22 protein-coding genes and 1 pseudogene are annotated in these 24,822 nt (G+C 55.3%); 10 read left to right on the top strand and 13 right to left on the bottom strand.

From position 1 onward, the window contains the following. Positions 1-24 precede the first annotated feature (24 nt). Positions 25-621 carry a 5-formyltetrahydrofolate cyclo-ligase gene (locus BM007_RS10295; protein ID WP_090418593.1) on the top strand — a complete coding sequence of 199 codons (597 nt, stop codon included), beginning with the start codon at positions 25-27 and terminating at the stop codon, positions 619-621. Between the two features lie 103 nt (positions 622-724). Here BM007_RS10295 and serA read toward each other — a convergent pair whose 3' ends face one another. Continuing rightward, positions 725-1,957 carry a phosphoglycerate dehydrogenase gene (gene serA, locus BM007_RS10300; protein WP_024906569.1) on the bottom strand — a complete coding sequence of 411 codons (1,233 nt, stop codon included), beginning with the start codon at positions 1,955-1,957 and terminating at the stop codon, positions 725-727. 266 nt (positions 1,958-2,223) lie between these two features. Further along, positions 2,224-2,883, bottom strand: a complete 660-nt coding sequence (gene rpiA / locus BM007_RS10310) for a ribose-5-phosphate isomerase RpiA (RefSeq protein WP_014885151.1) — start codon at positions 2,881-2,883, stop codon at positions 2,224-2,226. Between the two features lie 127 nt (positions 2,884-3,010). Between rpiA and argP the strand changes: the two genes are divergently transcribed. Further along, the gene (gene argP, locus BM007_RS10315) at positions 3,011-3,904 is read left to right on the top strand and encodes a DNA-binding transcriptional regulator ArgP (RefSeq protein ID WP_008499727.1); all 894 of its coding nucleotides are present in this window, start codon (positions 3,011-3,013) and stop codon (positions 3,902-3,904) included. Between the two features lie 42 nt (positions 3,905-3,946). Here the strand turns inward: argP and BM007_RS10320 are convergent, their stop codons facing one another. From BM007_RS10320 to tkt, 7 genes are all read right to left on the bottom strand, one after another. Further along, a complete protein-coding gene (locus tag BM007_RS10320; protein WP_090418596.1) occupies positions 3,947-4,678 on the bottom strand; it encodes an oxidative stress defense protein in 732 nt (243 codons plus the stop codon). 91 nt (positions 4,679-4,769) lie between these two features. Next, entirely contained in the window at positions 4,770-5,405 is a 636-nt protein-coding gene (gene argO, locus BM007_RS10325) for an arginine exporter ArgO (protein WP_090418599.1), read from the bottom strand. 145 nt (positions 5,406-5,550) lie between these two features. Next, positions 5,551-6,405: a small-conductance mechanosensitive channel MscS gene (locus BM007_RS10330; RefSeq protein ID WP_090418602.1), complete on the bottom strand. Its 855-nt coding sequence runs from the start codon at positions 6,403-6,405 to the stop codon at positions 5,551-5,553. 186 nt (positions 6,406-6,591) lie between these two features. Continuing rightward, positions 6,592-7,671 carry a class II fructose-bisphosphate aldolase gene (gene fbaA, locus BM007_RS10335; protein ID WP_008499731.1) on the bottom strand — a complete coding sequence of 360 codons (1,080 nt, stop codon included), beginning with the start codon at positions 7,669-7,671 and terminating at the stop codon, positions 6,592-6,594. A gap of 92 nt (positions 7,672-7,763) precedes the next feature. Continuing rightward, a complete protein-coding gene (gene pgk, locus BM007_RS10340) occupies positions 7,764-8,927 on the bottom strand; it encodes a phosphoglycerate kinase (RefSeq protein WP_024906565.1) in 1,164 nt (387 codons plus the stop codon). 49 nt (positions 8,928-8,976) lie between these two features. Then, on the bottom strand, positions 8,977-9,996 hold the full coding sequence (gene epd / locus BM007_RS10345) for an erythrose-4-phosphate dehydrogenase (protein WP_023333324.1): 1,020 nt from the start codon (positions 9,994-9,996) through the stop codon (positions 8,977-8,979). Between the two features lie 341 nt (positions 9,997-10,337). Then, complete coding sequence (gene tkt, locus BM007_RS10350; RefSeq protein ID WP_032650139.1) at positions 10,338-12,329, bottom strand: transketolase; 1,992 nt, start codon at positions 12,327-12,329, stop codon at positions 10,338-10,340. Positions 12,330-12,601: 272 nt separating this feature from the next. Here tkt and BM007_RS10355 point away from each other — a divergent pair, with 272 nt between their 5' ends. Both BM007_RS10355 and BM007_RS10360 read left to right on the top strand, forming a co-directional pair. After that, positions 12,602-13,360 (top strand): metalloprotease LoiP, encoded by a 759-nt coding sequence (locus tag BM007_RS10355; RefSeq protein WP_021242066.1) that lies wholly within the window; start codon positions 12,602-12,604, stop codon positions 13,358-13,360. 210 nt (positions 13,361-13,570) lie between these two features. Continuing rightward, positions 13,571-14,839 carry an OprD family outer membrane porin gene (locus BM007_RS10360; protein WP_090418605.1) on the top strand — a complete coding sequence of 423 codons (1,269 nt, stop codon included), beginning with the start codon at positions 13,571-13,573 and terminating at the stop codon, positions 14,837-14,839. A 51-nt stretch (positions 14,840-14,890) separates the two neighbouring features. Here BM007_RS10360 and speB read toward each other — a convergent pair whose 3' ends face one another. The 4 genes and pseudogenes from speB to BM007_RS23525 all read right to left on the bottom strand — a co-directional run. Next, a complete protein-coding gene (gene speB / locus BM007_RS10365; RefSeq protein ID WP_008499737.1) occupies positions 14,891-15,811 on the bottom strand; it encodes an agmatinase in 921 nt (306 codons plus the stop codon). A gap of 210 nt (positions 15,812-16,021) precedes the next feature. Then, entirely contained in the window at positions 16,022-17,998 is a 1,977-nt protein-coding gene (gene speA, locus BM007_RS10370) for a biosynthetic arginine decarboxylase (RefSeq protein WP_024906561.1), read from the bottom strand. 8 nt (positions 17,999-18,006) lie between these two features. Beyond that, positions 18,007-18,138, bottom strand: coding sequence for an acid stress response protein YqgB (gene yqgB, locus BM007_RS10375; RefSeq protein ID WP_127312443.1), 132 nt, complete (start codon positions 18,136-18,138; stop codon positions 18,007-18,009). A gap of 94 nt (positions 18,139-18,232) precedes the next feature. Then, a pseudogene (locus tag BM007_RS23525) lies at positions 18,233-18,322 on the bottom strand (hypothetical protein); the annotation flags it as partial. A 479-nt stretch (positions 18,323-18,801) separates the two neighbouring features. Between BM007_RS23525 and metK the strand changes: the two are divergent. The 6 genes from metK (at position 18,802) to gshB (ending at position 24,797) form a co-directional block, all read left to right on the top strand. Continuing rightward, entirely contained in the window at positions 18,802-19,956 is a 1,155-nt protein-coding gene (gene metK / locus BM007_RS10385; protein ID WP_010435443.1) for a methionine adenosyltransferase, read from the top strand. 335 nt (positions 19,957-20,291) lie between these two features. Beyond that, entirely contained in the window at positions 20,292-21,689 is a 1,398-nt protein-coding gene (gene galP, locus BM007_RS10390; protein WP_024906560.1) for a galactose/proton symporter, read from the top strand. A 58-nt stretch (positions 21,690-21,747) separates the two neighbouring features. Then, on the top strand, positions 21,748-22,245 hold the full coding sequence (locus BM007_RS10395) for a SprT family zinc-dependent metalloprotease (RefSeq protein WP_021242073.1): 498 nt from the start codon (positions 21,748-21,750) through the stop codon (positions 22,243-22,245). Positions 22,246-22,339: 94 nt separating this feature from the next. After that, positions 22,340-23,047: a deoxyribonuclease I gene (endA, locus tag BM007_RS10400; RefSeq protein ID WP_024906559.1), complete on the top strand. Its 708-nt coding sequence runs from the start codon at positions 22,340-22,342 to the stop codon at positions 23,045-23,047. A gap of 51 nt (positions 23,048-23,098) precedes the next feature. After that, positions 23,099-23,830, top strand: a complete 732-nt coding sequence (gene rsmE / locus BM007_RS10405) for a 16S rRNA (uracil(1498)-N(3))-methyltransferase (RefSeq protein ID WP_024906558.1) — start codon at positions 23,099-23,101, stop codon at positions 23,828-23,830. 19 nt (positions 23,831-23,849) lie between these two features. Then, on the top strand, positions 23,850-24,797 hold the full coding sequence (gene gshB / locus BM007_RS10410; protein ID WP_024906557.1) for a glutathione synthase: 948 nt from the start codon (positions 23,850-23,852) through the stop codon (positions 24,795-24,797). Positions 24,798-24,822 lie beyond the last annotated feature (25 nt).

Genomic DNA, 24,822 nt, shown 5'->3' on the forward strand with positions numbered 1-24,822 from the left:
CTCTCTTTTCTTCTACCGACTACCATGACTCAATTCCCTGAAGTTTCGGCTTCACGCCAGGACATTCGTCAGCTCATTCGTCAGCGCCGCCGTGCGTTAACCGCCGTTCAGCAAGCGCATTTTGCCCAGCAGGCCGCCGCCCGTATGATGGCGTATCCCCCTGTCGTAATGGCGCACACCGTTGCGCTGTTTCTGTCATTTGACGGAGAGCTGGATACCCAGCCGCTGATAGAACAGCTCTGGCGCGCCGGGAAGAAGGTGTATCTGCCGGTGCTGCATCCGTTTAGCGACGGTAATCTGCTGTTTCTGCACTACCACCCGCACAGCGAGCTGGTGGTGAATCGCCTGAAAATCACGGAGCCGAAACTCGACGTCCGCGACGTGCTGCCGCTCTCTGAACTGGACGTGCTGATCGCGCCGCTGGTGGCGTTTGATGAACAGGGCCAGCGTTTAGGGATGGGCGGCGGTTTTTATGACAGGACGCTGCAAAACTGGCAGCAGTACGGGGTGCAGCCGGTGGGTTACGCGCATGATTGTCAGGGCGTGGAGGCGTTGCCGGTAGAGAAGTGGGATGTGCCGTTGCCGGCGGTAGTGACGCCATCGAAGTTGTGGGAGTGGTGAAACAGGCAGCCTGAGGCCCTCACCCCAGCCCTCCCCCAAAGGGAGAGGGTGAAAACATAAAAAACGGTAACTATCGTTACCGTTTTGCATTTACCTCGCACCATCAGTACAGCAGACGCGCGCGAATCGTCCCCGCAATAGACTTCATGCTCAGCAACGCTTTCTCGGCAACATCGTCATCCGCTTCGATATCAATGACCACGTAACCCATCTGCGAGTTCGTTTGCAGATACTGCGCGGCGATGTTGACGCCCTGCTCGGCAAAGATCTGGTTGATGGCGGTCAGCACGCCCGGACGGTTTTCGTGGATGTGCAGCAGACGACGGCCACCGTGCAGCGGCAGCGACACTTCCGGGAAGTTCACCGCAGAGAGCGTAGAACCGTTGTCGGAGTATTTGCTCAGTTTACCCGCTACTTCCAGACCGATATTCTCCTGCGCTTCCTGGGTAGAACCGCCAATGTGTGGCGTCAGGATCACGTTGTCGAACTCGCACAGCGGAGAGGTAAACGGATCGCTGTTGGTGGCAGGCTCCGTCGGGAACACGTCGATGGCCGCGCCCGCCAGGTGCTTACGCTTCAGCGCATCCGCCAGTGCCGGGATATCGACAACCGTGCCGCGCGCGGCGTTAATCAGCAGTGAGCCCGGCTTCATCAGCGCCAGCTCTTCCGCGCCCATCATGTTTTTGGTGGACGCATTTTCCGGCACGTGGAGGCTCACCACGTCGCTCATGTTCAGCAGATCAGAGAGGTGTTGAACCTGGGTGGCGTTACCCAGCGGCAGCTTGCTTTCGATATCGTAGAAAAACACGTGCATGCCCAGGGATTCAGCCAGAATACCGAGCTGCGTACCGATGTGGCCGTAGCCGATAATCCCCAGCTTTTTACCACGCGCTTCATAGGAGCCAGACGCCAGCTTGTTCCACACGCCGCGGTGCGCCTTGGCGTTCGCTTCAGGAATGCCGCGCAGCAGCAGCAGCAGTTCGCCAATCACCAGCTCCGCCACGGAACGGGTGTTGGAGAACGGGGCGTTGAAGACGGGAATACCGCGTCTGGCGGCAGCATTCAGGTCAACCTGGTTGGTACCGATGCAGAAGCAGCCGATAGCCACCAGCTTTTCCGCCGCAGCAATAACGTCTTCAGTCAGGTGAGTACGGGATCGCAGGCCAATGAAGTGGGCATCACGGATGGACGCTTTCAGCTCTTCGGTATCGAGCGCCCCTTTGTGAAATTCGATGTTGGTGTAACCTGCCGCACGAAGGCTATCGATTGCTTTTTGATGCACGCCCTCGACCAGCAGGAATTTAATCTTGTCTTTCTCCAGTGATACCTTTGCCATTTACCCGACCCTGTTTTTGTCTGAACTGATGTTGTGCTGGATATGAATCCGCTGTAGCCAACATATCAAAAAAAACTATTGCAGCAATATGAACGTTTGCGTCGGCACTCTGAAGAAAAGTCATACAGAGCAAAATGTCAGAGGAAAATGCTATGGAAATTTACAAACGCGGCAGGATCGGCAAAAGAGGCTCAAAAACGTGACACAAGTCACCGAATTTAGCTTTTCAAAAATTTTTTAGCGGGGGGAGGACTCCCCCCGTCAGATCATTTTACGATGGTTTTCACGCCGTCAGCGGTGCCGATCAGCGCCACATCCGCGCCACGGTTGGCGAATAGCCCTACGGTCACTACGCCTGGGATAGCGTTGATGGCATTTTCCAGCGCAATCGCGTCGAGAATTTCCAGACCGTGAACGTCGAGGATCACGTTACCGTTGTCGGTGACTACGCCCTGACGATATTCCGGACGACCGCCCAGCTTCACCAGCTGACGGGCAACCGCGCTGCGCGCCATCGGGATCACTTCGACCGGCAGCGGGAAATTGCCCAGAATGTCAACCTGCTTGGAGGCGTCTGCGATGCAGATAAACTTGTCCGCAACGGAGGCGATGATTTTTTCGCGCGTCAGCGCCGCGCCGCCGCCTTTGATCATCTGCATGTGGCCGTTGATTTCATCCGCGCCATCAACGTAAATCCCCAGACGATCCACTTCGTTGAGATCGAAAACGGTAATGCCGAGGCTTTTCAGCTTTTCCGTGGAAGCATCAGAGCTGGAAACCGCGCCCTCGATCTGCCCCTTCATCGTGCCCAGCGCATCGATAAAGTGTGCCGCGGTTGATCCCGTACCGACACCGACAATGGTACCCGGCTGTACGTACTGGAGAGCGGCCCATCCTACTGCTTTTTTCAGTTCATCCTGCGTCATGATCGTTTTGCCTGTGGTGTGAAAACTCAGGGCGCATTATAGAACACGTCGAATGGAATTCGTCTGCCACAAAGGGAAAATTGTGTCATAGTGCAGAATAAGCAAAATTAAGGAGCCAGCCAGAGCAATGAAACGTCCGGACTACAGAACACTACAGGCACTTGATGCAGTTATTCGTGAACGAGGTTTTGAGCGCGCGGCGCAAAAGCTTTGCATCACGCAGTCCGCCGTATCACAGCGTATCAAACAGCTTGAAAACATGTTCGGCCAGCCGCTGCTGGTGCGTACCGTGCCGCCACGGCCAACCGAGCAGGGACAAAAGCTCCTCGCCCTGCTGCGACAGGTTGAACTGCTGGAAGACGAGTGGCTGGGTGACGAACAAACGGGCTCTACGCCGCTGCTGCTCTCTCTGGCGGTCAACGCCGACAGTCTGGCGACCTGGCTGCTGCCAGCCCTGGCGCCGGTATTAGCTGACTCCCCTATCCGCCTGAATTTACAGGTTGAAGATGAAACCCGTACCCAGGAGCGCCTGCGTCGCGGTGAGGTAGTTGGGGCGGTCAGTATCCAGCCTCAGGCGTTGCCGAGTTGCCTTGTCGATCAGTTAGGCGCACTGGATTACCTGTTTGTGGGTTCAAAAGCCTTTGCCGAGCGCTACTTCCCCAACGGGGTGACCCGCGCGGCGCTGCTGAAAGCCCCTGCCGTGGCGTTCGACCATCTGGATGATATGCATCAGGCGTTCCTGCAGCAAAACTTCGATCTTCCGCCGGGCAGCGTGCCTTGCCATATCGTCAACTCGTCTGAAGCCTTCGTGCAGCTTGCGCGCCAGGGCACCACCTGCTGCATGATTCCGCATCTGCAGATTGAGAAAGAGTTGAAAAGCGGTGAGCTGATTGACTTAACGCCGGGGCTGTATCAGCGTCGGATGCTCTACTGGCACCGTTTTGCGCCGGAAAGCCGGATGATGCGCAACGTCACCGACGCGCTGCTGGCGTACGGGCACAAGGTGTTGAGGCAGGATTAAAAAATAAGCCGGGTGGCGGCTACGCCTTACCCGGCCTGTTGCTTATTGTGCAGGTTTCGGCTGTGCTGCAACGGGTTCCAGCTGGAAGACCACATCCACCTGATCGTCGAACTGAATGGTTGGCTGCTCGTAAGTTTCCTGAGCGGACACCGGGGCTGCATCAGCCTTCATCATCCGTACCATCGGGCTTGGCTGGTAGTTAGAGACGTGGTAACGCACGCTGTAAACCGGGCCGAGCTTGCTCTTAAAGCCAGAAGCCAGCTGTTCCGCCTGGTGAATGGCATCATCAATCGCCGCCTTACGCGCTTCGTCTTTGTATTTCTCCGGTTGCGCAACGCCCAGCGACACGGAACGGATCTCGTTCAGGCCTGCCTTCAGCGCACCGTCCAGCAGCGAGTTAAGCTTATCCAGCTGACGCACGGTCACTTCAACGGTACGCACGGCACGGTAGCCTTTCAGGATGCTTTTGCCATTCTGGTAGTCGTAATCGGGTTGAGTACGCAGGTTCGCAGAGTTGATATCTTTTTTACCGACGCCGTTCTGCTCGAGGAAAGAGAGATATTGCGCAACACGATCGTCAGCCTGCTTCTTGGCCGTTGCCGCATCTTTCGCCGCCACATTCACCTCAATTGCCAGGGTTGCAACATCGGGTACCGCGTCCACGCTTGCGGTGCCAGAAGTGACGATGTGCGGGCCATCCGGCAGTTCACTTGCCTGCGCCGACACCGCACCAAAACTTACTAATGCCGCCAGGGCCATCACCTTAAACTTCACTGTTATTCCTCCATGTTGCGAAGAGTGCCCATTAACAGGGCGCATGCCAGCAAGCTTAGCGGGTCTTGTTCAGTTGTCCATAAGACAAGGATTAGTTGAACAATTCCTGAACGTGGTGAATCCCCTCTTTTGCCAGCTGAAAGGCAATAAACCACATCACCAGCCCCACCAGGGTATTAATGATGCGCTGGGCTTTGGCCGTACGCAGACGGGGTGCCAGCCATGCCGCCAGAATGGCGAGACCGAAGAACCAGAGGAACGAGGCGCTGACCGTACCGAGAGCAAACCAGCGTTTCGGCTCTACGTCCAGTTGACCGCCCAGGCTACCCAGCACCACAAAGGTGTCCAGATAAACATGCGGATTAAGCCAGGTGACCGCCAGCATGGTGACGATAAACTTCCAGCGGCCCTGCTTCATGACCTCCGCGCTCGCCAGCTCGAGGTTGCTGCTCATCGCCGTTTTCAGGGCACCAAAACCATACCATAGCAGAAACGCCACGCCGCCCCAGGTGACCAGCGCCAGCAGCCAGGGAGACTGCATCAGCAATGCACTGCCGCCAAAAATCCCGGCACAGATCAGCAGTAAATCGCTTACCGCGCACAGCAGGGCAATCATCAGATGATACTGGCGGCGGATGCCCTGGTTCATCACGAACGCATTTTGCGGGCCGAGCGGAAGGATCATGGCCGCGCCTAATGCAAGCCCTTGAAAATAATAAGATAGCATGACGATTTTCTCGCAGTGTTGTTCTGGAAGCCGACTATACTGCGCGAATTACATAAGAGGAAATGGATAATATTAATTGGGTATTAGCGGGGCTTATGAAAGTAAAGCCCGGTGGCGCTAGCGCTTACCGGGCCTACGGGTGACGTTATTCTGCTTCTTTGACTTTTTTGACGTTTACGTCCATCTGCGGATACGGGAAGCTGATGCCGTTGGCGTCGAAGTCGCGCTTAATGCGTTCCAGCACGTCCCAGTACACGTTTTGCAGATCGCTGCTTTTGCTCCAGATACGCACCACAAAGTTAATGGAGGAAGCGCCGAGTTCATTCAGGCGAACTGTCTGCTCTTTGTCTTTCAGGATACGATCGTCTGAAGCAATGATGTTGGTAATCAGCGACTTCACCTGATCGATGTCGGAGTCGTATGCCACGCTGATAATCAGCTCATTACGACGCACCGGTTCACGGGAGAAGTTAATGATGTTGCCCGCGATGATTTTCCCGTTCGGCACGACCACGATGCGGCCATCGACGGTACGCATGGTCGTTGAGAAAATCTGCACCTGCAGCACGGTCCCGGCAATGCCACCAAGGTCAACATATTCGCCGGAGCGGAACGGACGGAAGGTGACCAGCAAAACGCCTGCCGCCAGGTTTGAAAGCGAGCCCTGCAGCGCCAGACCAATGGCCAGACCGGCGGCACCGAGAACGGCAATGACGGAGGCGGTCTGCACGCCCACACGGCCCAGCGCCGCAATCAGCGTAAAGGCGATAATGCCGTAGCGCACCAGTGCGGAGAGGAAGTCAGCTATCGTGGCGTCAATGTGACGGGCCAGCATTACGCGGTTAACCGCATTCGATACGATACGCGCCACGATCATCCCGACGATGATGATGGCAATCGCCGCGACGATGTTCACGGCATAGCTCAGCAGCAGCGCCTGGTTACGCACCAGCCAGTTACCGGCGTTATTGATGCTGTCTACAACATCGAGTTGTTCCATTTATTCTTCCTTTTGTTAAACCAAAACACAAAATCCATCCCCCATGGAGACAGGCAGGTCCGTAAAGGGTAAACAAAAAGCGCAAGTATTGCCAAACAGATCACAAAAACCGGTCCGGCAGGGTATTGAAAAAGCATAAAAAAAGGCCCGCATTTGCGGGCCTTCTGATGCTGTTAGCAGCTCAAATTACAGAACGTCGATCGCGTTCAGTTCTTTGAAAGCCTGCTCCAGACGGGTCACCATGGACGTCTGGGCAGCGCGCAGCCATACGCGTGGATCGTAGTATTTCTTGTTCGGCTGGTCTTCGCCTTTCGGGTTACCCAGCTGGCCCTGCAGGTAAGCTTCGTTCGCTTTGTAGTACTGCAGGATACCGTCCCATGTTGCCCACTGGGTGTCGGTATCGATGTTCATTTTCACTACGCCGTAGCTTACGGAGTCTTTGATTTCCTGAGCAGAAGAACCGGAACCGCCGTGGAAGACGAAGTTCAGGCTGTTGTGCGGCAGGTTGTGTTTCTTGGAAACATATTCCTGAGAATCACGCAGGATGGTCGGGGTCAGAACCACGTTACCTGGTTTGTAAACGCCGTGTACGTTACCGAAGGACGCTGCAATGGTGAAGCGTGGGCTGATTTTGCTCAGCTCGGTGTAAGCGTAATCAACGTCTTCTGGCTGGGTGTACAGTGCAGAAGCGTCCATGTGGCTGTTGTCCACGCCGTCTTCTTCACCGCCGGTGCAACCCAGTTCGATTTCCAGGGTCATGTCCATTTTGGCCATGCGCGCCAGGTATTTGGAGCAGATTTCGATGTTTTCGTGCAGTGACTCTTCAGACAGGTCGATCATGTGAGAAGAGAACAGTGGCTTACCGGTTGCCGCGAAGTGTTTTTCACCCGCGTCCAGCAGACCGTCGATCCACGGCAGCAGTTTCTTCGCGCAGTGGTCAGTGTGCAGGATAACTGGAACACCGTAGTGTTCGGCCATCTGGTGTACGTGGTGCGCACCAGAGATAGCACCCAGGATTGCAGCCCCCTGAGGAATGTCAGTTTTCACGCCTTTACCTGCGATGAACGCAGCGCCGCCGTTAGAGAACTGAACGATAACTGGAGCTTTAACTTTAGCAGCAGTTTCCAGTACGGCGTTGATGGAGTCGGTACCCACGCAGTTAACTGCTGGCAGAGCGAAGTTGTTTTCTTTAGCTACCTGGAACACTTTCTGTACGTCATCACCAGTGATAACGCCAGGTTTTACGAAATCAAAAATTTTAGACATGTTGCTTAGTCCTGTATCTTCGGCCGTTAGAAAAGGTGCGAGCTCTTAAAAGCGCGCTGAAAATTGGGCAGGTTTCCCTGCCCTTGAATGGCTTACTTCTTAGCGCGCTCTTCGAGCATTGCTACTGCTGGCAGTACTTTGCCTTCCACGAATTCGAGGAATGCGCCGCCACCAGTGGAGATGTAGGAGATCTTGTCAGCGATACCGAACAGGTCGATTGCTGCCAGGGTGTCACCACCGCCTGCGATAGAGAACGCTTCGCTGTCTGCGATAGCGTTAGCAACGATTTCAGTCCCTTTGCGGAAGTTCGGGAATTCGAACACGCCTACCGGACCGTTCCACAGGATAGTTTTTGCATTTTTGAGGATTTCAGCCAGTTTCTGTGCAGAAACGTCGCCCAGGTCCAGAATCTGCTCTTCATCTTTGATGTCGTTTACAGACTTCAGAGTCGCGGTTGCGGTTTCGGAGAACTCGGTCGCGACGCGAACGTCAGTTGGAACCGGGATATCGCAGGTGCTCAGCAGGCGTTTGGCTTCGTCAACCAGGTCTGCTTCGTACAGGGATTTACCCACGTTGTGGCCCTGAGCGGCAACGAAGGTGTTCGCGATACCACCGCCAACGATCAGCTGGTCAGCGATTTTAGACAGAGAATCCAGAACGGTCAGTTTGGTAGAAACTTTAGAACCACCAACGATAGCCACCATTGGACGAGCAGGTTCTTTCAGTGCTTTACCCAGCGCTTCCAGTTCGTCAGCCAGCAGAGGACCGGCACACGCTACGTCTGCGAATTTACCGATACCGTGGGTTGACGCCTGCGCGCGGTGAGCCGTACCGAAGGCATCCATCACGAATACGTCGCACAGTGCAGCATATTTTTTGGACAGGGTTTCGTCGTCTTTCTTTTCGCCTTTGTTGAAGCGAACGTTTTCCAGAACAACCAGTTCACCGGCTGCAACGTCAACGCCGTCCAGGTAATCTTTCACCAGGCGAACCGGGTTGGACAGTTTGTCTTTCAGGTAATTAACCACTGGCAGCAGAGAGAACTCTTCGTTGTACTCGCCTTCAGTTGGACGACCCAGGTGGGAGGTGACCATCACTTTCGCGCCCTGCTTCAGAGCCAGTTCGATGGTTGGCAGAGATGCACGGATACGCGCGTCGCTGGTCACTTTGCCATCTTTAACCGGTACGTTCAGATCGGCACGGATGAAAACGCGTTTACCAGCCAGATCCAGATCGGTCATCTTAATTACAGACATGGTGAATCCTCTCGTTGATTCTTAAAGTTTTGCAGACGCACGATGCGCCTTACCTGAAACCTTGAGCGGCCATTGCTAACGTGGTGTCGAGCATTCGGTTAGCAAAGCCCCATTCGTTATCACACCAGACCAGCGTCTTGATAAGGTGTGCACCACTAACCCTCGTTTGCGTGCCATCAACGATGGCGCTGTGCGGGTCGTGGTTAAAATCTACTGAGACCAACGGTAATTCCGTATAGTCAACTATACCATGAAATGCCCCCTGTGCCGCTTTTTGCAGCAACAGGTTGACTTCACAGGCTTTTACCGGTTTTTTCACCGTCACACTAAGGTCGATCGCGGTGACGTTGATCGTTGGAACACGCACGGCAATCGCTTCAAACCGGTCATTAAACTGCGGAAAAATTCGGGTGATCCCTGCCGCCAGTTTCGTATCCACCGGAATGATTGACTGGCTCGCCGCGCGAGTGCGTCGTAAATCCGGATGGTAGGCGTCGATAACCTGCTGATCGTGCATGGCGGAGTGAATCGTGGTCACGGTGCCGGATTCAATGCCATACGCATCGTCTAACAGTTTGATGACCGGAATAATGCAGTTGGTGGTACAGGAGGCGTTGGAAACAATGCGGTGTTCGGCCTGCAGCTCATGCTGGTTGACGCCAAACACGACGGTCGCGTCGAGGTCGTTACTGCCGGGATGAGAAAACAGGACTTTTTTCGCGCCGGCAGCCAGATGCGCTTCGCCATGTTCGCGGTTGCCGTAGACACCGGTACAGTCAAGCACCACATCCACACCCAGTTCACGCCAGGGTAGCCCGGAGATGCTGTTCTCATGCAGCACACGAATAGCGTCGTCACCCACAAAGAGCTGATCTCTTTCCTGGCGCACATCCCAGGCAAATCGTCCGTGGCTGGTGTCGTATTTCAACAAATGCGCCATGCCCGTAGCATCCGCCAGTTCATTGATTGCCACCACGGTTATTTCCGCCCGACGTCCGGATTCATACAAAGCACGAACCACATTACGTCCGATGCGACCGAAGCCATTAATCGCTACGCGTACGGTCATAGATCTCCTGCAAAGCAATCCCTGAGTTTGAGGTGGCTGAAAGAGTAATCCAGCTACGCCCGAAGGGGAATCCTTGCTGTCACAAACTGCGATTGATTGGTCAATTGTCGAACATTTAATCGACTGAAACGCTTCAGCAAGAATAAGCGAATCGGGGAATAAAAGGAATGTCTGTCCAGATGAATAAGCGAGCTATATGACTTGCGTCACATTTTAGGTGGAATAATTTACGGCGAGGTAAAAGCAAAACGGTAACCGAGAGGTTACCGTTTTTAGTGTTTGCACCCTCTCCCGGTGGGAGAGGGCTGGGGTGAGGGCATCAGCCCGCACCGTACAAACGATTACAGCAGTTCTTTCGCTTTCGCGACAACGTTCTCAACGGTGAAGCCGAATTCTTCGAACAGCTGCTCTGCCGGAGCAGACTCACCGAAGGTGGTCATACCGACGATAGCGCCGTTCAGGCCCACGTATTTGAACCAGTAGTCAGCGATACCCGCTTCCACTGCCACGCGAGCGGAAACCGCTTTAGGCAGCACGGATTCACGGTAAGCGGCATCCTGCTTGTCGAACGCGTCGGTAGACGGCATGGAGACCACGCGCGCCTTCACGCCTTCGGCAGTCAGTTTTTCCCACGCTGCCACAGCCAGTTCAACTTCAGAACCGGTGGCAATGAAGATCAGCTCTGGCTGGCCCGCGCTATCTTTCAGCACGTAACCACCGCGAGCGATGTTCGCCAGCTGCTCAGGGGTACGCTCCTGCTGCGCCAGGTTCTGACGGGAGAGGATCAGCGCGGTTGGACCGTCCTGACGCTCAACGCCGTATTTCCACGCTACCGCGGATTCAACCTGGTCACACGGACGCCATGTGCTCATGTTTGGGGTCACGCGCAGGGAAGCCACCTGCTCTACCGGCTGGTGAGTTGGACCGTCTTCGCCCAGACCGATGGAGTCGTGAGTGTAGACCATCACCTGACGCTGTTTCATCAGCGCGGCCATACGCACGGCGTTACGTGCATATTCAACGAACATCAGGAAGGTAGAGGTGTACGGCAGGAAACCACCGTGCAGGGAGATACCGTTGGCAATCGCAGTCATACCGAATTCACGTACACCGTAATGGATGTAGTTACCGGCAGTGTCTTCGTTGATTGGCTTAGAACCGGACCACAGGGTCAGGTTAGATGGCGCCAGGTCAGCGGAGCCGCCGAGGAATTCAGGCAGCAGAGGACCAAACGCTTCAATCGCATTCTGAGACGCTTTACGGCTCGCGATTTTAGACGGGTTCGCCTGCAGCTTAGCGATGAACTCGTTCGCTTTCGCGTCGAAGTCAGACGGCATGTCGCCTTTCATACGACGGGTGAATTCAGCCGCTTCCTGCGGGAACGCTTTCGCGTAAGCAGCGAACTTCTCGTTCCAGGCCGCTTCTTTCGCCTGGCCCACTTCTTTTGCATCCCACTGAGCGTAGATCTCAGATGGGATTTCGAATGCAGGGTGTTTCCAGCCCAGCGCTTCGCGGGTCAGTGCGATTTCCGCGTCGCCCAGCGGCGCGCCGTGGGAGTCGTGCGTACCCGCTTTGTTCGGCGAACCGAAGCCGATGATGGTTTTGCACATCAGCAGGGACGGCTTGTCCGTCACCGCGCGCGCTTCTTCTACTGCACGTTTAATCGAGTCAGCATCGTGGCCATCAACACCACGCACAACGTGCCAGCCGTAGGCTTCGAAACGTTTAGCGGTGTCGTCGGTGAACCAGCCTTCAACGTGACCGTCGATGGAGATACCGTTGTCGTCATAGAACGCAACCAGTTTGCCCAGCTTCAGGGTACCTGCCAGGGAGCACACTTCGTGAGAAATGCCTTCCATCATGCAGCCGTCGCCCATGAACGCGTAGGTGAAGTGGTCAACGATGTCGTGACCAGGACGGTTGAACTGCGCCGCCAGCGTCTTCTCAGCAATCGCCATACCCACAGCGTTAGCAATACCCTGACCCAGCGGGCCGGTGGTGGTTTCTACGCCAGCGGTGTAGCCCACTTCCGGGTGACCTGGAGTTTTAGAGTGCAGCTGACGGAAGTTTTTCAGCTCTTCAATTGGCAGATCGTAGCCGGTGAGGTGCAGCAGGCTATAGATCAGCATAGAGCCGTGGCCGTTAGACAGTACGAAACGGTCGCGGTCAGCCCATGACGGGTTCTGTGGGTTGTGGTTCAGGAAATCGCGCCACAGGACTTCGGCGATATCAGCCATACCCATAGGGGCCCCTGGGTGGCCGGATTTGGCTTTCTGTACTGCGTCCATGCTCAGCGCACGAATAGCATTAGCAAGCTCTTTACGTGAGGACATTTTAACTCCAGATCGGACTGTTAAAGGCCATGCCCTTGACGACAGCGCGTTTTGGGCTACGCCGGAAAAAAGTGCCAACAATGTAACCCAAGCCGCAAGTCATGTACATGGAGCATTCTTTTGCTTGTTAAGAAATCTCTGGATCATGCTCGCATGTTGCGCAATCTACTCGCCCGGCTCTGTCGATATTCCTTATACTTAGCCCGACACCGGCTTCGCTGACGGTGCACTTTTCGGATTTTATTCAGATTAACGAGTACGGAAGCAACCTCATGAAAATGCGTGCAATAGTGCTGGCCCTGGGTACAACGCTCCTGCTGAGCGGCTGTCAGAATATGGATTCTAACGGTCTGATGACGTCAGGCGCAGAGGCCTTCCAGGCCTATTCCCTGAGCGATGCGCAGGTGAAAGCGCTGAGCGACCAGGCCTGTAAAGATATGGACGGAAAAGCCACGCTTGCGCCGGCTAACAGTACCTACACGCAGCGTCTGAATAAGATTGCTTCTGCGCTGGGCGATAACATCAACGGCCAGCCGGTGAACTACAAGGTGTACATGGCGAAAGACGTGAACGCCTTCGCGATGGCGAACGGCTGCATCCGCGTCTATAGCGGGCTGATGGACATGATGACCGACAACGAAGTGGAAGCGGTCATCGGCCATGAAATGGGCCACGTTGCCCTGGGCCACGTGAAGAAAGGGATGCAGGTTGCTTTAGGCACCAACGCCATCCGCGCTGCGGCGGCCTCAGCGGGCGGTATCGTTGGCAGCCTGTCGCAGTCGCAGCTTGGCGACGTAGGTGAAAAGCTGGTTAACTCCCAGTTCTCCCAGCGCCAGGAGTCCGAAGCGGATGATTACTCCTACGATCTGTTGCGCAAACGCGGCATTAATCCATCAGGTTTAGCCACCAGCTTTGAAAAACTGGCCAAACTGGAAGCGGGACGTCAAAGCTCCATGTTTGACGATCACCCAGCCTCAGAAGAGCGCGCACAGCATATTCGCGACCGTATGGCCGCAGACGGAATTAAATAATTTCAGAAGGAGGCAGTTTTGCCTCCTTTTTATTTCGCATGAATTGTTAACTTAACAGCACATATCGATAACACCCCTGCAAGCCCCGCCAAATCTACCCTGCCACATTGAAACACCTGGTCACATAATTATTGCAAAGGTCCCTTTTTCCGGTAATTATCACTTCCGCAGTTATTCAAATTAATATATCCAGACAGAGACGTTCCCTCCGTGAAAAAAGAATTATCATTAATTGCTTTAAGTTTATTTGCCGCATTACCTGCCGCTGCAAGCCAGCAATCCGACAGCAAGGGTTTTATTGACGACAGCCATCTGGATCTGTTTCTACGCAATGCCTATATCAGCCGCGACTACCATCAGGGCCAGCAGGACAAAGCCGAATGGGGTCAGGGGATCATCGCCACGTTTGCATCCGGCTATACCGAAGGGCCTGTGGGCTTTGGTGTGGACGGTATTGCTCAATACGGCGTGCGCCTGGACGGCGGGCGGGGCAAAAGCGGTGCAGGCGGCATCGACTTCTTTAAACAGGAAGATGATGGCCGGGCAAAATCCGATCTGGCAAAGTTTGGCGCAACCGCCAAAATGCGCATATCGAACACCGTGCTGAGCTACGGGAATCAGCGTCCTGAGCTGCCTATCATCAATGCCGACAGCTCCCGTCTGCTGTTTGAAAGCTATACCGGCACTATGTTGACCTCAAAAGAGATCGACGGTCTGGAAATCAACGCCGGTTACTTCACCGACGAGCAGCGTAAAAGCGATGACCGCCACGACAGCGGGCTGAAGAGCCTCTCCTTCGGCGGCGCAAGCTACCAGTTCAACGACCAGTTCAGCGGCGCGCTTTACGCCTCTCATAATGAAGAGGTGATGAACAAGCAGTATCTGGGTCTGAACTTCAAACAGCCGTTCAGCACCGGGCAGCAGCTGGTGCTCGACTTCAACGGCTATAACTCCCGTCTGGACCATGGTTACGCTGACAGCCTCGACACGGGCCGCAGCAACGCTATCTGGAGCCTGGCGGCGAGCTACATCTGGGATATTCACACGTTCAAAGTGGCCTACCAGCAGAGCAGCGGCAGCACCGGCTACAACTATGGCGGCTATCGCGACCAGGGCGGCGTGGGTGACGGCGGTAACACCATCTGGCTGGCGAACTCCTACTGGTCTGATTTTAACGGCGAAGATGAACGTTCCTGGCAGGCATCCTACGGTCTGGACTTTGGCGGCCTTGGCTTACCGGGCCTGAGCTGGACCACCGCCTACGTGCGCGGCGATAACATCAAAACCGCTGAAACCAGCAACGGTAAAGAGCACGAGTGGTTTAACCAGATCCAGTACCAGGTGCAGGATGGTCCGGCAAAGGATCTGAAACTGAAACTGCGCTATTCCGTGCTGCGCGTCTCCAGCAACGCCAGCGACTATAACGTGGGCGGGGACGAGATCCGCGCTTACGTGGAATACCCGTTTAACGTGTTCTAAAGGCAATAAAAAACCTCTCCATGGAGAGGTTTTTTTCACGTCAGGCGAGGCTTATTCGCCTTTTTTGGCAGCCTGGATGTAGAGCATTTCCAGTGCCAGGGTCGCTGCGGCAAGCGCAGTGATTTCGGACTGGTCATACGCAGGTGCCACTTCCACCACGTCCATCCCGACAATGTTCAGGTCCTTCAGGCCGCGCACCAGCTTGATAGCGCGGTCTGAGGTCAGGCCGCCGATCACCGGCGTACCGGTACCCGGTGCAAATGCCGGATCCAGGCAGTCGATGTCGAAGGTCAGATACACAGGCATATCACCCACGATCTGCTTCACCTGCGCGAGGATGTCATCTACGCCGCGATCGTTAACCTGACCCGCATCCAGCACGGTGAAGCCGTTATCTTTGTCGAACTCGGTGCGAATACCGATCTGCACGGAGTGGTTCGGGTCGATCAGACCTTCGTTCGGCGCGGTGAAGAACATGGTACCGTGGTCAAACTCACAGCCGTTCGCGTAGGTGTCGGTATGCGCATCAAAGTGTACCAGCGCCATTTTACCGAAGTGCTTCGCGTGGGCGCGCAGCAGCGGCAGGGTCACGAAATGGTCGCCGCCGAAGGAGAGCATGCGCTTACCGGCAGCCAGCAGCTTCTCGGCGTGCGCCTGCAGCTTTTCGCTCATCTCACGCGCGTCACCAAAGGCATACACCAGGTCACCGCAGTCCACCACGTTCAGGCGCTCGCGCATGTCGAAGTTCCACGGGAAGCGGTTATGCTCCCAGGCCAGGTTAGTGGAAACCTGACGAATCGCCGCCGGTCCGTGACGACCACCCGCACGGCCAGATGTTGCCATATCGAACGGCACGCCAGTGATCACCCAGTCCGCGTCGCTGTCGTACGGCTGGAAGTTCATCGGAAGGCGTAAAAAACCAAACGCGTTAGATACCAGAGAGTTATCGTACTGATGACCTAAAGTGCTCATGTCCTGACCTCTTTTAAAGTCGATACATTAAAAACAGATGAAAAAAAATCCCCTCCGCGTCGTTAAACCCGACGAGGAAGGGATTGATTCGTAAATCGCTTATTGGGGCGAATTATCGCCGGTAATGCATACGGGTTCAAGTGAGTATAGGGCATTGTGCGGGCTGATGCCCTCACCCCGCCCCTCTCCCACAGGGAGAGGGAGGTTTTCCTACTCGTCTTCCAGGTAGGTGTACCCGTACAGACCCGCTTCAAACTCTTCCAGGAATTGCTGCTGCAGCGCATCGTCCAGCCCGGTGTTTTTCACCTGGTCGCGGAACTGCGTCAGCAGGGTTTTCGGATCCAGCTGAACGTATTCCAGCATGTCCGCCACGGTATCCCCTTCGTCAGACAGCTCAACTTCCACGCTGCCGTCAGGGAAGACAAACACGTCAACCGCCTCGGTATCACCGAACAGGTTGTGCATGTTGCCGAGGATCTCCTGATACGCGCCGACCATAAAGAAGCCCAGCATCGGCGGGTTCTCCGGGTCGTACTCCGGCATTGGCATCGTCGTTGCGATACCGTCGCCGTCAACGTAGTGGTCGATAGCACCGTCGGAGTCACAGGTGATGTCCAGCAGCACCGCGCGACGTTCCGGGGCGTGGTTCAGCCCTTCCAGCGGCAGAACCGGGAACAGCTGGTCGATACCCCAGGCATCCGGCATTGACTGGAACAGCGAGAAGTTGACGTAAATCTTATCCGCCATACGCTCCTGCAGCTCGTCGATAATCGGACGGTGCGCACGGTTGCTCGGGTCGAGCTGTTTCTGCACTTCATGGCACATGTTCAGATAGAGCTGCTCCGCCCACGCGCGCTCCTGCAGGCTGAAGGTGCCTGAGGAATACCCCACGTGGATGTCATGCAGGTCCATCTGGCTGTCGTGCAGCCATTCGCGCAGGGAACGACGCGTGCCCGGCTCGTGCATTTCCTGCCAGGTTTCCCACATGCTTTGCAGGGAGCGCGGGGCATCGTCTGCCGGAGGCGTCGCTTCGGTGATTTCGCTACGCTCAACGCCGATGATGTTAGAGACCAGCACCGTATGGTGCGCGGTGACCGCGCGGCCGGATTCGGTGATTACCGTCGGGTGCGGCAGGCCGTTCTCTTCACAGGCATCGCCGATCGCCCAGATGATATTGTTCGCGTATTCGTTCAGGCCGTAGTTCACGGAGCAGTCCGACTGCGAGCGGGTCCCTTCGTAGTCCACGCCCAGGCCGCCGCCCACGTCGAAGCACTGAATGTTCACGCCAAGCTTGTGCAGCTCAACGTAGAACCGCGCGGATTCACGCACGCCGGTGGCGATGTCGCGAATGTTGGCCATCTGCGAGCCGAGGTGGAAGTGCAGCAGCTGAATGCTGTCGAGACGACCGCGCTCGCGCAGGATTTCCACCAGCTGCAGCACCTGGTTCGCCGCCAGGCCGAACTTGGATTTTTCGCCGCCGGAGGACTGCCATTTACCGGAACCCTGTGACGCCAGACGCGCACGCACGCCAAGGCGCGGCACCACGTTCAGACGCTCGGCCTCTTCCAGCACAATGGCGATTTCGGTCATCTTTTCGATAACCAGATAGACCTTGTGGCCCATCTTCTCGCCAATCAGCGCCAGACGAATGTATTCACGGTCTTTATAGCCGTTACAGACGATCACCGAACGGGTCATGCCCGCATGCGCCAGAACCGCCATCAGCTCCGCTTTGGAGCCAGCTTCCAGCCCCAGCGGCTCGCCGGAGTGGATCAGGGATTCAATCACGCGGCGGTGCTGGTTCACCTTGATCGGGTAAACCAGGAAGTAGTCGCCTTTATAGCCGTAGGACTCACGCGCACGCTTGAAGGCGGCGTTAATAGAACGCAGGCGATGTTGCAGGATCTGCGGGAAGCAGAACAGTGCAGGCAAACGCTGGCCCTGAGCTTCACGGGCTTTCACCAGTTTAGCAAGGTCCACGCGCGCTTCAGGGACGTCCGGATCCGGGCAGACGCTGATGTGGCCCAGTTCGTTGACGTCGTAGTAGTTATTGCCCCACCAGGCAATATTGTAAGTGCGCAGCATCTTGCTGGCTTCCTCGGAGCTCATCGCAACCTCCTGCATAGAACGTAGTACACCCTGTTCGCCCGCTGACGAAGGCGAAAAAGAAGACATGTCGTCAGACATAGCGAACCTCAACTCTTTGTATTAAGTGTAAAACAGTTGACTACTATCGCAGCGTTATACGGCGATAACAACCCATAAACGGCTCCGTTTCCCAGCAGAGTATGCTGAAATCCAGACCGTGCGACCGGTTTCTTATTCATATCATTGTAAAACACGTATCCGAACTCTGTATGACAAGGTTCGGCGAAACCACGAGAAAACTCTTGTATTAACAAGAGCGCCCTTGTTCAGTTTTCACAAAGCGTGACCGGCCCTGGAATCCTGAGAAGCGCCGAGATGGGTATAACATCGGCAGGTTTGCAGACTAGAAATGCGGGTTGCGGGAATCAAATACGCGCCAGAACGGCTGCGCTGAATTAGCGGAAAACGATGGTTCATTATCTCGTATCACCTCCACGGCCGCCTCTGCTGAAACGGACCCCAAGCCAAAGCTAAAAGTTCACTGCTTAACCCGGCTGGAAGTGGCGACACGATGAGTTCATCGAGCGCTTATTTTATATGAGCCGCGCGCCGCGTTTTATACCGAGAAGGGGGCTAAAAAGCAAAACAAAAATGCGCGTGTTGCCGGGGCCGTCAGGAATTATTGCCAGCAGCAATTTCAACTGAGTGAGAGGTTAGTCAAAAAAAACTGGAAATCGGGCGAAGAAGTGACCTAAAATAGCCATCCAGATGTTAATCCATCTATACTGATTAACACTCATACTGCCAGTGTCAAAAACCTGCAGGCCTTGGTAGAATTATCTCCTTTGGCTATTCCACACAGCAGCTTGAGCTAACCAAATTCCTCTTAGGTGAAATAAAACATGGCAAAACACCTGTTTACGTCCGAGTCCGTATCAGAAGGACATCCTGATAAAATTGCTGACCAAATCTCCGATGCGGTGCTGGATGCGATCCTGGCGCAGGATCCAAAAGCGCGCGTAGCGTGTGAAACCTATGTCAAAACCGGCATGGTTCTGGTTGGCGGTGAGATTACCACCAGCGCATGGGTTGATATCGAAGAGATCACCCGTAACACGGTGCGTGAGATCGGCTATGTGCATTCTGATATGGGCTTTGATGCCAACTCCTGCGCGGTACTGAGCGCGATTGGCAAACAGTCTCCAGACATCAACCAGGGCGTTGACCGTGCCGATCCGCTGGAACAGGGCGCGGGCGACCAGGGTCTGATGTTCGGCTATGCAACCAACGAAACTGACGTGCTGATGCCAGCACCGGTCACCTACGCACACCGTCTGGTGCAGCGTCAGGCTGAAGTGCGTAAAAACGGCACCCTGCCGTGGCTGCGCCCGGATGCGAAAAGCCAGGTCACTTTCCAGTACGACGACGGTAAAATCGTCGGTATTGACGCGGTAGTGCTGTCTACCCAGCACTCCGAAGATATCGATCAGAAATCCCTGCAGGAAGCGGTGATGGAAGAGATCATCAAGCCGGTTCTGCCGACCGAATGGCTGAGCTCTGCAACCAAATTCTTCATCAACCCAACCGGACGCTTCGTTATCGGCGGCCCAATGGGTGACTGCGGTCTGACCGGTCGTAAAATCATCGTTGATACCTACGGCGGCATGGCGCGTCACGGTGGTGGTGCGTTCTCCGGTAAAGATCCGTCTAAAGTTGACCGTTCTGCGGCGTACGCGGCACGTTATGTGGCAAAAAACATCGTTGCCGCCGGCCTGGCTGACCGCTGTGAGATCCAGGTTTCCTACGCTATCGGCGTGGCTGAACCAACCTCCATCATGGTTGAAACCTTCGGTACCGAGAAAGTGCCTTCAGAACAGCTGACGCTGCTGGTGCGCGAGTTCTTCGACCTGCGTCCATACGGCCTGATTCAGATGCTGGATCTGCTGCACCCGATCTACAAAGAAACCGCGGCATACGGTCACTTTGGTCGTGAACATTTCCCATGGGAAAAAACCGACAAAGCCGCCCTGCTGCGTGAAGCTGCCGGTCTGAAGTAATCGACTGACATCGCTTTTAAAAGGCCAGCCTTCGGGCTGGCCTTTTTTTATGTTTGAAACCGATTACACCATGCCAAATATATCCCGCTTTCAGAATAATCTCTTTGCCTGATCGCCTTTCTTCTGCTGTTACATTTCATTTCAGTTAAGTCCGAAATTCTAACAAACGCGATGCGCATCACCTCGTTTACCTCTATATTTTCAAAGCTTTAATTATTTTTACGGTTCCACGTTAGTGTAACCGATTACACCTATGTGATTAATCTCACATATTTTTACTAGTCACTCACCTACCCTTTACTTCAATAAAACTGATAACCCAACTGGAGGGCATAATGCCTGACAATAAAAAACAGGGGCGTACGTCCAACAAGGCGATGACATTCTTCGTCTGTTTCCTCGCCGCCCTGGCAGGATTACTTTTTGGCCTGGATATCGGCGTGATTGCCGGTGCATTACCTTTCATCACTGACGAGTTCCAGATCAGCGCTCACACCCAGGAATGGGTGGTCAGCTCCATGATGTTTGGCGCTGCCGTCGGGGCCGTCGGCAGCGGCTGGCTCTCCTTCAAGCTCGGGCGTAAAAAGAGCCTGATGATCGGCGCGATCCTGTTCGTTGCCGGTTCACTCTTCTCTGCCGCTGCGCCTAACGTTGAGGTTCTGCTGGTTTCACGCGTGCTGCTCGGCCTTGCCGTGGGCGTGGCGTCCTATACCGCCCCGCTCTACCTGTCTGAAATCGCGCCGGAGAAAATCCGCGGCAGTATGATTTCGATGTACCAGCTCATGATCACCATCGGTATCCTGGGCGCGTACCTTTCCGATACCGCGTTTAGCTACAGCGGCGCATGGCGCTGGATGCTCGGCGTGATCATCATCCCGGCCATCCTGCTGCTGATTGGCGTCTTCTTCCTGCCGGACAGCCCGCGCTGGTTCGCTGCAAAACGTCGATTCCACGATGCTGAACGCGTGCTGCTTCGCCTGCGCGATACCAGCGCGGAGGCAAAAAACGAGCTGGAAGAGATCCGCGAAAGCCTGAAGGTCAAACAGTCCGGTTGGGCGCTGTTTAAAGAGAACAGCAACTTCCGCCGTGCGGTGTTCCTTGGTGTGCTGCTGCAGGTCATGCAGCAGTTCACGGGGATGAACGTCATCATGTACTACGCGCCCAAAATCTTTGAGCTGGCGGGTTATACCAACACCACCGAGCAGATGTGGGGGACCGTCATCGTGGGTCTGACCAACGTGCTGGCGACCTTTATCGCCATCGGTCTGGTGGACCGCTGGGGACGTAAGCCAACCCTGACGCTGGGCTTCCTGGTGATGGCGGCCGGTATGGGCGTCCTCGGTACCATGATGCATGTGGGCATTCACTCCCCAACAGCCCAGTACTTTGCGGTAGGCATGCTGCTGATGTTTATCGTCGGGTTTGCGATGAGCGCCGGTCCGCTGATCTGGGTGCTGTGCTCTGAGATCCAGCCGCTGAAAGGGCGTGATTTTGGTATCACCTGCTCTACCGCAACAAACTGGGTTGCCAACATGATCGTCGGCGCAACGTTCCTGACCATGCTCAATACCCTGGGCAACGCGAACACCTTTTGGGTCTACGCCGGTCTGAACATCTTCTTTATTGTGCTGACCATCTGGCTGGTTCCAGAAACCAAACACGTTTCGCTGGAACATATTGAACGTAACCTGATGAAAGGTCGTCCTCTGCGCGAAATCGGCGCCCACGACTGATCCTCTTACGGGAGGCGCCTCTTGCGCCTCCCCGCTTCGCGCTTTATGCTCTGCCCCTATGAAAGCACCCCGTCTCCCCATCGCCATTCAGCAGGCCGTTATGCGCAGCCTGCGGGAAAAACTCGCCCAGGCGAACCTGAAGCTCGGTCGCAACTACCCTGAACCCAAACTCGTATACCAGCAGCGTGGCACCTCGGCCGGTACAGCCTGGCTTGAGTCGTATGAGATCCGCCTTAACCCGGTGCTGATGATGGAAAACCAGCAGGCGTTTATCGATGAAGTGGTGCCGCACGAGCTGGCGCATCTGCTGGTGTGGAAACACTTTGGCCGCGTCGCGCCGCATGGAAAAGAGTGGAAGTGGATGATGGAGGCGGTGCTCGGCGTTCCGGCACGCCGTACCCATCAGTTCGAGCTGGAATCGGTGCGCCGCAATACCTTCCCCTACCGCTGCCAGTGTCAGCAGCACCAGCTTACCGTCCGTCGCCATAATCGCGTGGTGCGCGGTGAGGCGACCTACCGCTGCGTCAAATGCGGCGAGCCGCTGGTTGCGGAATAATCATCTGAACTTTCAGGAACTTTCCTGATCTGACTGATTGCATACAGGAACAACATTCGTTACGTTGCGGGCTCGTTTTGACACGGAGTGTAAGATGTCCCGTAATTTTTCTTTCGCGGTCGCCTTTCTGACGACGGCGCTCTCAGGCCATGCTCTGGCCGACGGTATCAACAGTTTTTCCCAGGCCAAGGCCGCAGGCGTGAAGGTGAACGCCGATGTGCCGGGCGATTTCTACTGCGGCTGTAAAATTAACTGGCAGGGTAAAAAAGGGGTCGTTGACCTTGAGTCCTGCGGCTACAAGGTGCGTAAAAACGAAAACCGCGCCAGCCGTATTGAATGGGAGCATGTCGTTCCGGCCTGGCAGTTTGGCCACCAACGCCAGTGCTGGCAGGATGGCGGACGTAAAAACTGCGCCAAAGATCCGGTGTATCGCCAGATGGAAAGCGATATGCATAACCTGCAGCCTGCCGTGGGTGAAGTGAACGGCGACCGGGGTAATTTCATGTACAGCCAGTGGAACGGTGGTGAAGGCCAGTACGGCCAGTGCGGTATGAAGGTTGATTTTAAAGAGAAAGTCGCCGAGCCCCCTGCCCGCGCGCGCGGCAGCATTGCCCGCACCTACTTCTATATGCGTGACCGTTACGACCTCAACCTTTCCCGCCAGCAGACGCAGCTGTTCAACGCCTGGGACAAGCAGTACCCGGTGACGGAGTGGGAATGCCAGCGCGACGAACGTATCGCCAGAGTCCAGGGGAATCACAACCCTTACGTCCAGCGGGCTTGCCAGGCGCAAAAGAGCTAACCTACACTACGGCAATTCGCTTATATCGCATGACACATGGAATTTCTGACTATGCGCATTCCCCGCATTTACCATCCTGAACTGATTACCGCAGGCCGCGAAATCGCCCTGTCTGATGACGCTGCCAACCACGTTGGCCGCGTGCTGCGCATGGGCGCAGGTCAGGCAATACAGCTGTTCGACGGCTCGAACCAGGTTTTCGACGCGGAAATCACGCGGTCTGATAAAAAAAGCGTACATGTTAACGTCCTGCGTGGCGAAGTGGACGACCGGGAATCACCGCTGCACATTCATCTGGGCCAGGTGATGTCGCGCGGCGAGAAAATGGAGTTCACCATTCAGAAATCCATTGAACTGGGTGTAAGCCTCATTACGCCACTTTTTTCTGAGCGCTGTGGCGTTAAACTGGATGCGGAACGTCTGAACAAAAAGATCCAGCAGTGGCAGAAAATTGCCATTGCGGCTTGCGAACAGAGTGGCCGCAACCGTATTCCGGAGATCCGCCCGGCGATGGATCTGGAGGAGTGGTGTGCAGAAGAGGACAGTGGGCTGAAGCTCAATCTTCATCCGCGCGCCAGCGCCAGCATCAATACGCTGCCCCTGCCCGTTGAGCGCGTACGCCTGCTGATTGGCCCCGAAGGCGGCCTGTCGGCGGACGAAATTGCGATGACGGCACGTTACCAGTTTACTGATATTCTGTTGGGACCTCGCGTTCTGCGCACTGAGACAACGGCACTCACGGCCATTACCGCGCTACAGGTACGGTTTGGCGATCTGGGTTGAAGCATTAACGGAGAAGAACATGATCAAGCTCGGCATCGTGATGGACCCCATCGCAAACATTAACATCAAGAAAGATTCCAGCTTCGCCATGCTGCTGGAAGCGCAGCGTCGCGGCTATGAACTCCACTATATGGAGATGAACGATCTTTACCTGATTAACGGTGAAGCCCGCGCCCGCACCCGCATCGTTAACGTCGAGCAGAACTACGACAAATGGTACGAATTCGGCACCGAGCAGGACATTGCCCTGGCCGATCTCAACGTCATCCTGATGCGTAAAGATCCGCCGTTCGACACCGAATACATCTACTGCACCTATATTCTCGAACGCGCTGAAGAGAAAGGCACGCTGATCGTCAACAAGCCCCAGAGCCTGCGCGACTGCAACGAGAAGCTCTACACCGCCTGGTTCTCTGACCTGACGCCGGAAACCCTGGTGACCCGCAGCAAAGCGCAGCTGAAAGAATTCTGGCAGAAGCACGGCGATATCATCATGAAGCCGCTGGACGGCATGGGCGGCGCATCGATTTTCCGCGTGAAAGAGAGCGATCCGAACATTGGCGTGATTGCCGAAACGCTGACCGAACTGGGCACGCGTTACTGCATGGCGCAGAACTATATTCCGGCGATCAAAGACGGCGACAAACGCGTTCTGGTGGTGGATGGCGAACCGGTTCCTTACTGCCTGGCACGAATCCCGCAGGGTGGCGAAACCCGCGGTAATCTGGCCGCCGGTGGCCGCGGCGAACCGCGTCCGCTAACCGAAAGCGACTGGGAAATTGCCCGCCGCGTTGGCCCGACGCTGAAAGCCAAAGGTCTGATCTTCGTCGGACTGGATATCATCGGCGATCGTCTTACCGAAGTGAACGTCACCAGCCCGACCTGCATTCGTGAAATTGAAGCGGAATTCCCTGTCTCAATCACCGGTATGCTGATGGACGCTATCGAAAAGCGTTTACAAAAATAACCTAACAATACTATTAGTGACAGCG

Source organism: Enterobacter sp. NFIX59 (assembly GCF_900113755.1).
Classification (GTDB): domain Bacteria; phylum Pseudomonadota; class Gammaproteobacteria; order Enterobacterales; family Enterobacteriaceae; genus Enterobacter; species Enterobacter pseudoroggenkampii.